Annotated in this window: 17 protein-coding genes; 12 read left to right on the top strand and 5 right to left on the bottom strand. The window is 50.4% G+C overall.

The window, feature by feature from the left end; translation table 11 throughout:
- Position 1 precedes the first annotated feature (1 nt).
- Together AC5JMP_RS26700 and AC5JMP_RS26695 are read left to right on the top strand one after the other, a co-directional pair.
- On the top strand, positions 2-346 hold the full coding sequence (locus tag AC5JMP_RS26700; RefSeq protein WP_495854543.1) for a gamma-glutamylcyclotransferase family protein: 345 nt from the start codon (positions 2-4) through the stop codon (positions 344-346).
- Positions 347-622 (top strand): hypothetical protein, encoded by a 276-nt coding sequence (locus tag AC5JMP_RS26695; RefSeq protein WP_495854542.1) that lies wholly within the window; start codon positions 347-349, stop codon positions 620-622.
- Positions 623-651: 29 nt separating this feature from the next.
- Here AC5JMP_RS26695 and AC5JMP_RS26690 read toward each other — a convergent pair whose 3' ends face one another.
- On the bottom strand, positions 652-993 hold the full coding sequence (locus tag AC5JMP_RS26690) for a DUF5615 family PIN-like protein (protein WP_495854541.1): 342 nt from the start codon (positions 991-993) through the stop codon (positions 652-654).
- Positions 990-1,223, bottom strand: coding sequence for a DUF433 domain-containing protein (locus AC5JMP_RS26685; protein WP_495854540.1), 234 nt, complete (start codon positions 1,221-1,223; stop codon positions 990-992). The genes AC5JMP_RS26690 and AC5JMP_RS26685 overlap by 4 nt, the downstream gene beginning before the upstream one ends.
- A 277-nt stretch (positions 1,224-1,500) precedes the next feature.
- On the opposite strand from AC5JMP_RS26685, the gene AC5JMP_RS26680 reads away from it, so the two are divergent.
- Both AC5JMP_RS26680 and AC5JMP_RS26675 read left to right on the top strand, forming a co-directional pair.
- A complete protein-coding gene (locus AC5JMP_RS26680) occupies positions 1,501-1,749 on the top strand; it encodes a DUF4926 domain-containing protein (protein WP_495854539.1) in 249 nt (82 codons plus the stop codon).
- Between the two features lie 461 nt (positions 1,750-2,210).
- The gene (locus AC5JMP_RS26675) at positions 2,211-3,167 is read left to right on the top strand and encodes an NAD-dependent epimerase/dehydratase family protein (protein ID WP_495854538.1); all 957 of its coding nucleotides are present in this window, start codon (positions 2,211-2,213) and stop codon (positions 3,165-3,167) included.
- Positions 3,168-3,290: 123 nt separating this feature from the next.
- On the opposite strand, the gene sufR is transcribed toward AC5JMP_RS26675, so the two are convergent.
- The gene (sufR, locus tag AC5JMP_RS26670) at positions 3,291-3,947 is read right to left on the bottom strand and encodes an iron-sulfur cluster biosynthesis transcriptional regulator SufR (protein ID WP_495854609.1); all 657 of its coding nucleotides are present in this window, start codon (positions 3,945-3,947) and stop codon (positions 3,291-3,293) included.
- Between the two features lie 243 nt (positions 3,948-4,190).
- On the opposite strand from sufR, the gene AC5JMP_RS26665 reads away from it, so the two are divergent.
- The 8 genes from AC5JMP_RS26665 (at position 4,191) to AC5JMP_RS26630 (ending at position 11,599) form a co-directional block, all read left to right on the top strand.
- Complete coding sequence (locus AC5JMP_RS26665; RefSeq protein ID WP_495854537.1) at positions 4,191-4,553, top strand: ferredoxin-thioredoxin reductase catalytic domain-containing protein; 363 nt, start codon at positions 4,191-4,193, stop codon at positions 4,551-4,553.
- 137 nt (positions 4,554-4,690) lie between these two features.
- Entirely contained in the window at positions 4,691-6,127 is a 1,437-nt protein-coding gene (gene sufB / locus AC5JMP_RS26660; RefSeq protein WP_495854536.1) for a Fe-S cluster assembly protein SufB, read from the top strand.
- Positions 6,128-6,186: 59 nt separating this feature from the next.
- On the top strand, positions 6,187-6,807 hold the full coding sequence (locus tag AC5JMP_RS26655; RefSeq protein WP_495854535.1) for a restriction endonuclease subunit R: 621 nt from the start codon (positions 6,187-6,189) through the stop codon (positions 6,805-6,807).
- Between the two features lie 27 nt (positions 6,808-6,834).
- On the top strand, positions 6,835-7,623 hold the full coding sequence (sufC, locus tag AC5JMP_RS26650; protein WP_495854534.1) for a Fe-S cluster assembly ATPase SufC: 789 nt from the start codon (positions 6,835-6,837) through the stop codon (positions 7,621-7,623).
- The gene (gene sufD / locus AC5JMP_RS26645; RefSeq protein ID WP_495854533.1) at positions 7,620-8,957 is read left to right on the top strand and encodes a Fe-S cluster assembly protein SufD; all 1,338 of its coding nucleotides are present in this window, start codon (positions 7,620-7,622) and stop codon (positions 8,955-8,957) included. Before sufC ends, sufD begins: the two co-directional genes overlap by 4 nt.
- 49 nt (positions 8,958-9,006) lie before the next feature.
- Positions 9,007-10,257, top strand: coding sequence for a SufS family cysteine desulfurase (locus tag AC5JMP_RS26640; RefSeq protein ID WP_495854532.1), 1,251 nt, complete (start codon positions 9,007-9,009; stop codon positions 10,255-10,257).
- 131 nt (positions 10,258-10,388) lie between these two features.
- On the top strand, positions 10,389-10,865 hold the full coding sequence (locus AC5JMP_RS26635) for a TspO/MBR family protein (RefSeq protein WP_495854608.1): 477 nt from the start codon (positions 10,389-10,391) through the stop codon (positions 10,863-10,865).
- A 287-nt stretch (positions 10,866-11,152) separates the two neighbouring features.
- Entirely contained in the window at positions 11,153-11,599 is a 447-nt protein-coding gene (locus AC5JMP_RS26630) for a hypothetical protein (protein ID WP_495854531.1), read from the top strand.
- 68 nt (positions 11,600-11,667) lie between these two features.
- On the opposite strand, the gene AC5JMP_RS26625 is transcribed toward AC5JMP_RS26630, so the two are convergent.
- Entirely contained in the window at positions 11,668-12,417 is a 750-nt protein-coding gene (locus AC5JMP_RS26625; RefSeq protein ID WP_495854530.1) for a M15 family metallopeptidase, read from the bottom strand.
- A 64-nt stretch (positions 12,418-12,481) separates the two neighbouring features.
- The gene (locus AC5JMP_RS26620; RefSeq protein WP_495854529.1) at positions 12,482-13,021 is read right to left on the bottom strand and encodes an FHA domain-containing protein; all 540 of its coding nucleotides are present in this window, start codon (positions 13,019-13,021) and stop codon (positions 12,482-12,484) included.
- Positions 13,022-13,205 lie beyond the last annotated feature (184 nt).

Genomic DNA, 13,205 nt, shown 5'->3' with positions numbered 1-13,205 from the left:
GATGACTCATCGGCTTTTCGTTTACGGAACGCTCGCCCCAGGTCGGCCCAACGAACACGTCCTAGCGGATGTTCCGGGAGAGTGGGAGTCAGCGACCGTCACTGGCACATTGCTTCAAGAAGGCTGGGGTGCAGCAGTTGGTTACCCAGGCATCATCTTGAATCAGCATGGCGGCGTAATCGAAGGTTTTCTCTTCAGCTCAGAGATGCTGGCTGAGCACTGGACTCGCCTTGATGAGTTTGAGGGCGAAGGCTATGAGCGAGTCCTAACGACAGTGAAGCTCAAAGACGGGACAGCCGTAGATGCCTACATTTACAAGCTTCGCACAAAGCTCTTGCACTCGTAGATGAGGGCAATCGGCATAACCGCAACGTTCCAGCAGCGATCGATTGATGCAGTGGGTGAGGCGATCGGGGAGAGGAAGGGGTCTAAAGATAAGGGGGCGATCGCTCTACCTGTCCTGTCCCAAGAGGCGATCGGGGAGACGATGGTTGAAGGGCGCGCCTTCCCCGTTCAGTCCCAGGAGGTTTGGGTTGAGGCGGTGATTGAGAGGCGATTCTCTAAAAGAGAGGCTGCGCCAACGGTTAGGGAAAAGATTAAGCGATCGGAGTGTTATCTTTAGGCAATAGTTTTGATTGGTCGATGAACGATTTAAGGGGCATTGCTAATTTCTACAATTATTGCCCCTTGTCGTAGCTGTTCTAGCGCATCAGGTAGAGTTGCGGTTAACAATTGTCGTAAGTTGCGGTTAGTAACGTTGCCGCAGGTTAACCATAAAATTTGAGGTGGTGTTCCTAAACGACAAACTAAATCAATGAAATCGCTATCTTTGGTCATAATCACAGCACTTTCGGCTCGTGCTGCTTCAAAAATTGTGATGTCTTGAGCATCTCGCAGTGACAAGTCTCGTAAAGCAGCAGCCTCTAATCCAAAAGTCGCTGACAGCCAGTTAGCCAGTGTTGGAGGAAGTTGAGCATCAATCCAAATTTTCATGCCGTCAATCTTGGGAAATCAGTACGACGGGCTGCAAAGAGCAAACAGGCTTGAATGTCTGCTAGTTCAAGGTCGGGAAAGTCTTCTAAGATTTCAGTGACGCTAACGTTCTCAGCTAACATCTCTAAGATATCGGTAACACGAATTCTCATCCCTCGAATACAGGGACGACCACCACATTGACCTGGTGTTTGGGTGATGCGATTAAGTAAGCTAGCTGCTGAGTTCATGAGGTGTTACTGTACTTTGTATGCCTCTATTTTATCGAGTAATCATGCCAAATTCTCAGGATAAAATATTGAGGCAACCTTGAAGCGAGGTCAAGCTTATGACAGTTCGACAACCTCGATATAGCTAAAGAAAAGTTTGCTCGGCGTGACGATGAGATTTATGAATCTCAGGTGCGATCGCAAGTCGAAGAAGGCAATCATGGGAAGATTGTAGCGATCGATTTGAGAGAACTTTAAATTTTGTGTCAGACAATTCAGTATAAGAGGGTTGGACAAGATGACAATGGAGTTATATCAGGAGGTTGCACTAACTCGCGATTTGCCAGAGCATGGACTGAGAGCCGGAGATGTTGCAGTGTTGGTTGATTTTGTTCCTCATCCGAATAACGGTGAAGAAGGCTGTGTACTGGAAGTCTTTAATGCGATCGGTGAGTCTTTTACAGTGATAGCTGTCCCAATCTCTGTAGTAGAAGTTCTGCGTCCTGATGAAATTTTAGCAGTGCGCTCTTTGGCAAAAGCAAGTTGACGTTCAAAAGTTTAGTGGCTGCGACGGTCTAACGTAGTATCTGAGGTAGACGGGAGTCAATAGCAAATGCTAGGTCAAGGTTATCTGCCGCCGCTGATTTGAGCCGTTAGCTGGCTGCACAATTACATCTTGCAATCGCAGTTGCAGAAGGTTGGTTGAGAGAGAACCGTCCCAGCAAGTTTGGGGGTGACGGTGGTTGAGGGGCGATCGCTTTCCCCATTCAGTCCCAGGAGGTTTGGGTTGAGGCGGTGAGCGAGGGGCGATTCTCTAAAAGAGAGGCTGCGCCAACGGTTAGGGAAAAGGATTAAGCGATCGGTGAGACGGTGGATGAAGGCGATCGTGCTTGAGAAGCAAAAACTGACATTTGGTCAGCTCACCATGACCGTCCTGCGGTTATACTCAGCAGATCCACACAATGGAGCTGATCGACCCAGCCCCAATTTATCCCTGTGCTCACTGCCATGTCTAAGAGAATCTTCGTCACGGGCGCAAGTGGCTGTATTGGTCACTATCTTGCCGATCTGCTGATTCAGAAAACAGACCACGAGCTGTTTTTTCTAGTGCGCAATCCGGCAAAGCTGAAGTTTGACTACAATTCTCGCCCTGGAGTCACCATCATTCAGGGCGATCTGCGGGAAATTGAGCGCGTCGGCAGATTGCTGAAGACGATCGACCATGCGGTTCTGACGGCAACCGCATGGGGGGGCGCAGAAGAAACCTACGATACGAACGTCACTAAAACCATTCGTCTGCTGAACCTGCTCGATCCGGCGGTTTGCCAGCAGGTGATCTATTTTTCCACGGCAAGCATTCTCGATCGCCATCATCAGCCCCTAAAGCAAGCGGGCGAGATTGGCACAGATTATATCCAGTCAAAGTTTCAGTGTCACGAGCAGTTAGGGAAATTGGCGATCGCCCCTCATGTCATCACGCTGTTTCCGACGCTGGTATTTGGGGGTGATGCGCAAAAACCCTACTCTCATATTTCGGCTGGCATTAAAGACATCGTGAAGTTAGTGCCGCTGATTCGCTTTTTTCGAGCAGAGGGTAGCTTCCATTTTCTTCATGCTCAGGATATCGCCCAGGTGGTTTCGTATCTAATCGAGCATCCCATTCAAAAAGACGAACCTCACGAGCTGGTTTTAGGCAATCCGCCGCTGACGGTAAACCAGACTATTGAGGAAATTTGTGCTTACTTGAAGCAGCGCATCTATTTTCGGATACCGCTATCGCTGCAATTGGCGGACGTATTTATCAAGCTCTTTCGCGTCCAGATGGCAGAGTGGGATCGGTTTTGCTTGAGCGATCCACATTTCACCTATCAGCATCCTATTAGCCCTGCAAGCTTTGGGCTGGCTAACTACTGCACATCGGTCAGCGATTTGCTGAGGGTGAGCGGTATTTCTCAAAAAATGTGACTACTGGTCTGCCAATTGTTCACTGACGGATAGATGAAGATGGGTGGATGGGTGGATGGGTAGATAGGTAGATGGGTGGATGAGATTTTCCCATCCACCCATCCACTATTATTTGACTCATCACTATCTTGCCTGAACCAGATATCCGCACTGATGCTCGCCCCCCACCATCCAGTGGGTTCGCTCCACCTTGCAATCCTCTAGTGCCAGCTCAAACATTTCTAGCTCATGCCCACAGACGCTAGGAAACGATTCAGCAATCTGAGAAATAGCGCAGTTGTATTCCGTAATCACATAGTGTGGGGTCGCCACGTTTGGGAGCTCGATATTTTCGGCTAGATGCCATTCTGTCATGTAGCCCTCGGCTCGACGAATTTCTACCAAAGTCTCGACCCGCTCCTGTAGCGAACCACTGCCCAAGCGATCGCGGTACTCCAGCGCCTTTTGCTCCCACTGCTTGCGCAAAATATCGCTGAACTGTTTTTTATCTACAGTTGCCGCCAAGGTGGTCAACAGTGAAACTGCAAATTCATCGTAGCGATCGGGAAAGCGATCGCGCCCAGTCTGACTTAGCCGATAGATGTGGTTAGGACGACCCATACCCTCCTGAATCGCCTCATGGTGAATTAGCCCCTCATCTTCTAAGTCTTTGAGATGTCGGCGTGTGGCTTGAGCACTAATTTCTAGACGATGGGCAAGATCTTGTGCCGTGGCGTGACCTTGCTTCAGAAGGTAAATGAGAATGTCTTGTTTGGTGGAAGGTTGCTGCGTAGCGGTCATGGCTGTTTTAACTTCCAGGCTGTCAAAGCTTCTAGGCAGTCTTAATTCTATGGATGGACTGGCAATATTTTTGGCGATCGGCTCAGAGCGTCCAGACAAAATAGTAGACTAAAAAAGCTGGTTTTTGACTTTAACAACTTTTTCGTTGCTAAAGTGCTTTAGAATGTACTTACGCAACCGCGAAGTTGTTCTAATTATAAAGCTATTGGTCGCCCTGTCGCTCTATTGAGATAACCCCTTGAGATGAACACAACCTCACAAACCACCCAAGCTTCAGATAAAAATTTAGAGTTAATGCGCAGCTTCTCCGAGAGCTATGCCAAGCGCACAGGCACTTACTTTTGCGTTGATCTGAGCGTCACAGCTGTCGTGATTGAGGGCTTGGCGAAGCACAAAGACGATCTGGGCGCACCCCTTTGCCCCTGCCGCCATTATGAAGACAAAGCAGCAGAAGCTGCGGCAGCCTTCTGGAACTGTCCTTGTGTACCCATGCGAGAGCGCAAAGAATGCCACTGTATGCTGTTTCTCACTCCTGACAATGATTTTGCAGGTCAGCAGCAGGAGATTGGCTTTGATGAAATTCGGGCAACGACCAACCACTGCTAGTTTTCAACATTCTTGACAGGGCGGGCATCTTGTCCGCCCGCGACCCCCGGAGAGCGTTTTTATAACAAGCCTAAGTTTTTAAGTTTTAAATACCCTTTGTTAGCGATCGAGAGAACACTGTCCCCCCAATAGCCACCATGACGACAACGGTTACATCCCTAGTCAACCAACCCTACAAATACGGCTTTGTAACAGACATTGAGTCCGATGTGATTCCAGCAGGTCTGAGCGAAGACGTGGTTCGCCTAATCTCGCTGAAGAAAAACGAGCCAGAATTCATGCTGGAGTTTCGCCTCAAAGCCTATCGCCAATGGCTGAAGATGACGGAACCTAACTGGGCAGAAGTGGGTTATCCGGCGATCGACTACCAAAAAATCATCTATTACTCGGCTCCCAAGCAGAAGGAAAAGCTGGGCAGTCTGGATGAAGTTGATCCAACTCTGCTGGAAACTTTCGAGAAGCTGGGCATTTCCCTTTCTGAGCAAAAGCGCCTCTCAAACGTGGCGGTCGATGCCATTTTTGATAGCGTCTCTGTTGCCACCACCTTCCGTGAAAAGCTGGCTAAAGATGGGGTGATCTTCTGCTCTATCTCGGAAGCGATGCGCGAGTATCCTGAGCTGATCCAGAAGTACCTGGGCAGCGTCGTCCCGGCGGGTGATAACTTCTTCGCCGCCCTCAATGCAGCCGTATTTAGCGATGGCTCTTTTGTCTACATCCCCAAAGGGACTAAGTGCCCGATGGAGCTGTCTACCTACTTCCGGATTAACAACGGCGATTCGGGTCAATTTGAGCGGACGCTGATCGTTGCTGAAGAAGGCAGTTCTGTCAGCTACCTGGAGGGCTGCACCGCGCCCATGTTTGACACCAATCAGCTCCACGCGGCGGTGGTGGAACTTGTAGCACTCGACAATGCCGAGATCAAATACTCCACTGTACAGAACTGGTACGCCGGGGACAAAGAGGGAAAAGGCGGCATCTACAACTTTGTCACCAAGCGCGGCTTGTGCCAAGGCGTGAACTCCAAGATTTCCTGGACGCAGGTAGAAACCGGATCGGCGATCACCTGGAAATATCCGAGCTGTGTGCTGATCGGCGACAACTCGATTGGCGAATTCTACTCCGTGGCGCTGACTAACAATAAACAGCAGGCCGATACAGGAACCAAGATGATTCACATCGGCAAGAACACCCGCAGCACGATTATTTCTAAGGGCATCTCGGCGGGTAATTCCGAAAACAGTTATCGCGGACTGGTGAAGATCTCGCCCAAGGCAGACGGCGCGCGCAACTACTCTCAATGCGACTCTATGCTGATTGGCGACAGAGCCGGAGCCAACACATTCCCCTACATTCAGGTGCAAAATAACACGGCAAAAGTTGAGCATGAAGCCTCGACCTCCAAGATTGGCGAAGATCAGTTGTTTTACTTTGCTCAGCGGGGCGTTTCGGCAGAAGACGCGATCTCCATGATCATTAGCGGATTTTGCAAAGACGTGTTCAACCAGCTTCCGATGGAGTTTGCGGTAGAAGCCGATCGCCTCCTCAGTCTCAAGCTCGAAGGTAGCGTCGGTTAATTTCTCGTTAGGGCATCAGCTTTGTCGGGTGGGCGATGCCCGCCCAGATGGGTATAACTATGGTTCAAACACTACAAGCCAGCACAATCGACCTACAAGACCTGATTAGCAACTTCAATCTTCAAGCTATTGAAGACTTGGATTTTTTTAGGGAATGGCAGGATGATTTATCAGCTATCACGGATTTAGAAAAGCAGTCTCTGGATAAGATACGGAAAGGCTATTGGAACCTGATTAATCATCCACCTTTGCGTGAGAAGGCAATTCAAATTTCGGTGTTGGGTCCCCTTCTTTTTCTAGCTGATTTTTACCTGCCTCCTTTTCATATTCAGGCAGAGAAGGCGATCGAAATTACCGCTGAAGATAAAGGCGTAGTCATTCGCGGACAGATCGATATCTGGCTGTTGAAAGAGCAATTTTGGGCGTTAGTCATTGAGTCGAAAGAAGCCGCTTTTTCCATAGAACCTGCGCTGGCACAGCTTCTGGCTTATATGCTGGCTAGCCCTCAAGTTGACAAGCCCTGTTTTGGCTTGATTGCTAGCGGTGGCAGTTTCTGCTTCGTCAAGCTCGTTCAAGGCGAGATCAATCGATATGCCATTTCCAGGATTTTTGAGATTCGTAATCCGGGTAATGATTTGTATGATGTATTCAAAAGTTTGAAGCGGATTAGCCAAGTTTAAGTAAAGGATTAAAAGTAAGGTTAGAGCATGATTATTGACAACAGCAGCGAGATTTTAGCGGTCAAGAATTTGACTGCAAACGTGGGGGAAACGCCCATCCTCAAGGGCATGAACCTGGAGGTGAAGGCGGGCGAAATTCACGCCATTATGGGACCCAACGGCTCTGGGAAAAGCACCTTTTCTAAGGTTCTGGCGGGGCATCCAGCCTACGAAGTGACAGGTGGAGACATTCAGTTTCAGGGACAAAACCTGCTGGAGCTAGAGCCGGAAGAAAGAGCGCGATCGGGCATTTTCCTCGCCTTTCAATACCCTCTAGAAATTCCTGGAGTCAGCAACCTCGACTTTTTGCGCGTTGCCTACAACTCCAAGCGCAAGCATTTGGGCGAAGAAGAACTAGATGCCTTTGACTTTGATGAACTGATCCAGGAAAGGTTGGATGTCGTCAAGATGGATGCCAGCTTCCTCAGCCGCAGCGTCAACGAGGGCTTTTCGGGTGGCGAAAAGAAGCGGAATGAAATCCTGCAAATGGCTTTGCTGGAGCCGAAGCTTGCCATTCTGGATGAGACCGATTCTGGGCTAGACATTGATGCTCTCAGAATCGTTGCTGGAGGCGTGAACCAGCTTTCCACTGCCGAGAATGCGATCGTCGTCATTACCCACTATCAGCGATTGCTCGACTACATCATTCCTGACTACATTCACGTCATGGCAAACGGGCGCATCATTCGCACGGGCGGCAAAGAGCTGGCATTGGCGCTGGAAGATCGGGGCTATGACTGGGTTTTGGAAGAAGCCGCAGCAGGAGCAGGATCATGAGTATTCAAGTTTCCCTGCCTTCGGAAATGACCCTGACTGCCTCAGAAAAACGATCGGCTTATCTGGCAAATCTACTGAAGCTAGCTCAGTCTTCCCCCGCGAATCTTCCCTGGCTCAACGAACTGCGCGACCACGCCGCCCTGCGAGTCCAGGAACAAGCTTTTCCAACGCAGCGGGATGAAGAGTGGCGCTTTACCGATCTGTCAACGCTACTACAGACTCCATTGGAAGCTGTCACGCCTCAACAGGTCAGCGCAGCGGCGATCGCTCCCTTCGTCCTCCCTGAAGCTAGCCAGCTCGTTTTTGTGGATGGCATTTACGCACCAGAATTATCAAATACTGCAAACCTGCCAGAGACGCTGAGAGTCGGCAATCTCGCAGCGCTAGAGCGTTATAGCGATCGCCTCCAGCCTTACTTGGGCAAGCAGCCAGGAGCCGAAGAAGTGTTTACTGCCCTGAACACAGCAGGGTTGACAGATGCAGCCGTGGTTTGGGTGCCCAAAGGCGTGGCGATCGACACCCCCATTCATCTCTTGTTTCTTGCCACGGCAACTAGCGCTACTTTAATTCAGCCGCGTGTCCTGGTGGTGGCAGAAACGAATAGCGCCGTGACGCTGATTGAGGATTATGGAGCGATCGGCACAGGCGCTTACCTCACCAATGCCGTCACCGAAATTTGGATCGCCGATAACGCTGAGGTGAACCACACCCGCGTGCAGCGTGACGGACATCATGCCTTTCATATCGGCAAGACCGCAGTTTCTCAAGCCCGCACCTCTCGCTACACCTGCAATGCAGTCAGCCTGGGGGCAAAACTCTCTCGGCACCACCTAGAGATTTACCAGACCGGAGCGCAGACCGAAACCACGCTCAATGGTCTAACCCTGCTGCATGGTGAGCAAATTGGCGATACCCACAGCACGATCGCTCTTACCCAGCCCCACGGCACCACGCGACAACTCCACAAATGCATCGTGGACGATAAGGGTCATGCTGTCTTCAACGGCAAAGTATTTGTGCCCCAGGCCGCCCAGATGACCGATGCTGGACAGCTCAACCGCAACCTGCTGCTCTCTCCGAAAGCTCGCATAGACACCAAGCCGCAGCTCGAAATCGTTGCCGATAACGTCAAATGCACCCACGGCGCAACCGTCGGCCAGCTCGAAGCCGATGAGGTGTTCTATCTGCAAAGTCGGGGAATTGATGCTGCCGATGCCCGTCAGCTTTTGGTCTATGCCTTTGCCTATGAGGTGATTGAGAAAATTGCGATCGCCTCTCTCCGCCGCACCCTCTCCGACCTAGTGCAATGTCGTAGCATGGCAGTCCGCAACTAGCCTACCCTGATTCCCCTTCCGACCCATCCACCCCCTCACCTGGCTACTCATGACCTTCACCCAAGAACGCACCCTCGCCACCCAAACCCGTGCCGACTTCCCCATCCTCGATCAAGAGATTCACGGCAAGCCCTTGATCTATCTGGATAATGCGGCATCGTCCCAAAAGCCTCTGGCGGTTCTAGAGGCTTTACATTATTACTACACCCACGATCACGCCAACGTGCATCGCGGTGTTCACACCCTTAGCTCACGGGCAACCGATGCCTATGAAGGTGCGAGAGACAAAGTCGCTGCCTTCATCAATGCAGCATCGCGTCAGGAAATTGTCTACACCCGCAACGCTACTGAGGCAATCAATCTAGTTGCCTATGCTTGGGGCAACGCCAACCTCAAGTCCGGCGACGAAGTGATTCTGTCGGTGATGGAGCACCACAGCAATTTAATTCCCTGGCAGCTTCTGGCGCAGCGCACCGGAGCCGTGCTGAAGTTTGTCCAGCTTTCCGAGACTCAGGAGTTTGATCTAGAGCACTACAAGTCGCTGCTGTCAGCCAAAACGAAGCTGGTGGCGATCGTCCATGTCTCCAATACTCTGGGCTGCATTAATCCCGTTGAAGAAATCGTTCGGCTTGCCCATCAGCAGGGGGCAAGAGTGCTGATTGATGCCTGCCAGAGCGTGCCCCATATGTCCGTGGATGTGCAGGCGATCGACTGTGACTGGCTGGTGGCTTCGGGTCACAAAATGTGTGCGCCTACTGGAATTGGCTTCTTGTACGGCAAGCTGGATGTGCTGCGATCGATGCCTCCCTTCCTCGGCGGCGGTGAAATGATCGCAGACGTATTTCTCGATCGCGCTACCTATGCCGATTTGCCGTACAAATTTGAGGCAGGTACGCCCGCCATTGCCGAGGCAGTCGCCCTGGGTGCTGCCGTTGACTATTTGAATAGCTTGGGGATGGATAATATTCATGCCTATGAACAGGAGTTGACGACTCACCTATTTCAGCAGCTCAAACAGATTCCCGAAGTCCAGATTTACGGAGCACAGTCAGGCGATCGCGCTGGGTTAGCCGCATTTACGACGGGAGCGGTGCACCCCCACGATTTGTCTACTATTCTCGATCAGGCAGGCATCGCGATTCGCGCCGGACACCACTGCACTCAGCCATTGCACCGTATCCTCAAGGCGCAGTCCACTGCTCGTGCCAGCGTCTATTTTTACAATACCCCTGAAGAAATTGATGCCTTTATCCTGGCTTTGAAGGAAGCGATCGAATTCTTCGGCGGTATTTTTGGATAGTCGCATTTCTGCACAAGTCCAGCGGAAGCCAGAATGATTCTCTGGAGTGATTGCAAACATCACCACCCTCTGCCAAGCTGCTAGATGAGACGTATCTGAGACGCGATGGCGAGGAGAGCCAAGGGCAAATGATGATTAAACCCTGGATGATAATTGGTGGTATCACGTTTGCCTTGGCATTGGCGATCGGTAGCATGGTTAGACCCAAAGGTGTTCAGTGGTTTAACCGATTGCGTCGTCCTGATTGGCTAACTTTTGAAAAAGCCATTCCCGTCATCTGGACATTTGTTTTTGCCTGTGGCGCGGGGTCAGCGAGCTTAGTTTGGGATCAAGAGCCGGGAAGTTCTCAGACTTGGCTGCTTATGGGATTATATCTGTTGCTAGAATTAGTCACCCTAGCCTACAGCCCGGTCATGTTGGGAATGCAGAGTCTGAAAGTCGGCACTATAATTGGCGGAAGTGGAGCGATTTTAGCTGTAATTCTGGCAATTCTGGTGGCGCAGATTTCAAGTACAGCCCTGATTTTATTGATTCCTTACCTGCTTTGGAGTCCTATCGGCACCTATACGACTTGGGCAATGTCTCTCCTCAATCCTCAAGATGTCTAGCGCTTTTCGCGCGTCTCTTGAGCAGGAAAAGTTTTAGAGCTTCATTGAGTTTTAGAGCTGTCGCCAGTTTGCTTAGGACATTTTCGGCGGTGCGCTTCGCGCCCTACCAAGAATGTACCCGTCTTAACCGCCTTGGCGGTTGCCATAGCTGAAAAACTTTAGATTTAAATCTAAAGTTCAGGTTTAGAATTTCGATCGTCTCTGTACTTCTGTCCAGAGGCAACTTATAACTAGACACAGCCCCTTGTGTTTCACATGGGTTTGACCGCCAGTTCAGGAGAACATGCATGACGTTTTTGGATCAGCCGCTGAAGCGGGCGATCGCCGTTTCGACCCTCGCCGCCCTCAGTTTTCTCGTGAGTTGCTCAGATAACAAAGTTTCTCAGTGCAACAAATTGATCAAAGTTGCCAACGAAGCAGTGTCTGCCGTTCAAAACGTCACCCAGACAGCTACTCCCGACAATGTAGCTGCCATGTCTGAAATTGCTGAAGCAGCAGATAAAGCCAAGTCAGATATGCAGGGGCTAAGCATCGGCGATGAGGAGCTAAAAAGCTTTCAGACTCGCTTCATTAGCATGTATACCGACACGAGCAAGGCAACCCGCGATTTGGTAACCGCAGCAAATTCTAAGGATGCGGTTGCCGCACAAAAAGCTTTTGATGCCCTTAAAACTGCAACAGATCAAGAAAGCCCCCTGGTCACTCAGGTCAATACCTACTGCACGACAAACTGACCTGCACAGTTGCCGCCTGGAGATTACAAGGGGCTTGCCCATAACCCTCTTGTAATTTCCAGGCGGGTCTAGATAGATCCGTAGCGAGCTGTCTCAGCCATACCGTCTTGCTGCTGGTTTACCAGCCACGCCCAGAGCTGATCGCCCCATGAGAAATGCCACCATTCATTAGGATGCTGTTGAAATCCCGCAGAGGTCATAGCGCATTTTAAGATTTGCCGATGGGCATGAAAGATAGCGCTATCGCTTACCTCATGGCTGTTTGCAGCTTTAGCAAAATAGTTGGGGTGCGATCGCGGCGACATTTCATCAATCGGAGAACCCATATCAATTGCCAAACCTTCTGCATTCACGAGCGTCACATCTACGGCAGCTCCCGTGCTGTGGGGCGGCGGCATACGAGGATCAGAGCTGGGGACTGCCCAAAACTGGTAGACCTGCGCCCAGACATTTTGACGCTGCTCATCTGTAAGCTGCTCCGAGGATATGCCTTTGTCTGCAGCCATGTCTGCAACCATGTCTGCAACCATGACCGCAACAGTCTCGGCAAATGTATAGTCCACCATGTACTGCTGGACAATCAGGGGACGATAAGCATCAAAGATTTGGATACGCCAGCCTGGACAAGACTGTTGCAGCTCATCTTGCGCTTGCAAAAGACGCTCTAACACGGTTTGCCGCAGATAGTAAGGCGACTTCTCTCCATAGGGTGCCCCTAGCCTGACATAGGGATGGGGAGTTTCTATCGCGAACTCTGATGAAATCGGCAGCAACGGCTCATGGCACTCCACGATCGGCACTTGTTGGTAGGGTTTCATAAGCGATCGCGCGACAACTTCTCAAGCATCAAGCATCAAGCATTAAGCATCAAGCATCAAGCCATTAAAATCCAGAATCGCTAAAATCGCTCACCACATTTGGAAAGACCCTCAGAAAAAACTCCATTTGCAGCTTACCCAGCTGAATGAGATCACCATCTCCCAAAATCTGGTATTCAGTGGGCATAAGACGACGCTGATTGACCCAAGTACCATTGCTACTGCCGATATCCCGGATGTATAGCCCTCTTGCGTGATATTCAATCAGTGCATGACAGCGAGAAACTGTCCTGTGCCTCACGGGAATAGCACAAGTCGGGCTACGACCAATCGACCAGTTAGAGGCGATCGATGTCACCTGAGTCAGGCGATCGGGGACTAAATTTGTCGCCAGAAATGTGTGCCTTCCTGTGCTAACTGCCTGCACATATAGGGAGGTCACGCGGCATCGCTCAGGTGCATTGAGCAACGGCTCAATCACAGCAGCAACTTTATCAACCTCATAATCGCAGTCATGCAACAGGGAATCCGACAAAAAAGGGTTCTGCTCTCGAACAATCCGAAGATGAGGAGCAGAAACGCTAAAAGGGTTCAAATTTACCATTGTTCTAAGTTGAGCCTTGACGATACCAGTTGACCGTTAGCAACCAATTTCTAGAACCCTGATGAACAAATCAACTTAATACTGCCTTGTAGAAAGGTTTCATGGTCTATTACAAGACTTCTATCTAGTCAGCGCTAGAAGAAATGAAAATGTTAATTGTAAAGATGCGTTAAATAACGGGACG

The sequence above is a fragment of the Drouetiella sp. genome (genome assembly GCF_059504425.1).
This window is presented reverse-complemented; position numbering and strand designations above follow the sequence as displayed.

Coding starts and splice junctions, on each gene's coding strand:
- sufD (WP_495854533.1), top strand. CDS start 7,620: ATGAGTATTCAAGTTTCCCTGCCTTCGGAAATGACCCTGACTGCCTCA.
- sufR (WP_495854609.1), bottom strand. CDS start 3,947: ATGACCGCTACGCAGCAACCTTCCACCAAACAAGACATTCTCATTTAC.
- AC5JMP_RS26680 (WP_495854539.1), top strand. CDS start 1,501: ATGACAATGGAGTTATATCAGGAGGTTGCACTAACTCGCGATTTGCCA.
- AC5JMP_RS26635 (WP_495854608.1), top strand. CDS start 10,389: ATGATTAAACCCTGGATGATAATTGGTGGTATCACGTTTGCCTTGGCA.
- AC5JMP_RS26695 (WP_495854542.1), top strand. CDS start 347: ATGAGGGCAATCGGCATAACCGCAACGTTCCAGCAGCGATCGATTGAT.
- AC5JMP_RS26675 (WP_495854538.1), top strand. CDS start 2,211: ATGTCTAAGAGAATCTTCGTCACGGGCGCAAGTGGCTGTATTGGTCAC.
- AC5JMP_RS26685 (WP_495854540.1), bottom strand. CDS start 1,223: ATGAACTCAGCAGCTAGCTTACTTAATCGCATCACCCAAACACCAGGT.
- AC5JMP_RS26665 (WP_495854537.1), top strand. CDS start 4,191: ATGAACACAACCTCACAAACCACCCAAGCTTCAGATAAAAATTTAGAG.
- sufB (WP_495854536.1), top strand. CDS start 4,691: ATGACGACAACGGTTACATCCCTAGTCAACCAACCCTACAAATACGGC.
- sufC (WP_495854534.1), top strand. CDS start 6,835: ATGATTATTGACAACAGCAGCGAGATTTTAGCGGTCAAGAATTTGACT.
- AC5JMP_RS26630 (WP_495854531.1), top strand. CDS start 11,153: ATGACGTTTTTGGATCAGCCGCTGAAGCGGGCGATCGCCGTTTCGACC.
- AC5JMP_RS26640 (WP_495854532.1), top strand. CDS start 9,007: ATGACCTTCACCCAAGAACGCACCCTCGCCACCCAAACCCGTGCCGAC.
- AC5JMP_RS26655 (WP_495854535.1), top strand. CDS start 6,187: ATGGTTCAAACACTACAAGCCAGCACAATCGACCTACAAGACCTGATT.
- AC5JMP_RS26620 (WP_495854529.1), bottom strand. CDS start 13,021: ATGGTAAATTTGAACCCTTTTAGCGTTTCTGCTCCTCATCTTCGGATT.
- AC5JMP_RS26690 (WP_495854541.1), bottom strand. CDS start 993: ATGAAAATTTGGATTGATGCTCAACTTCCTCCAACACTGGCTAACTGG.
- AC5JMP_RS26625 (WP_495854530.1), bottom strand. CDS start 12,417: ATGAAACCCTACCAACAAGTGCCGATCGTGGAGTGCCATGAGCCGTTG.
- AC5JMP_RS26700 (WP_495854543.1), top strand. CDS start 2: ATGACTCATCGGCTTTTCGTTTACGGAACGCTCGCCCCAGGTCGGCCC.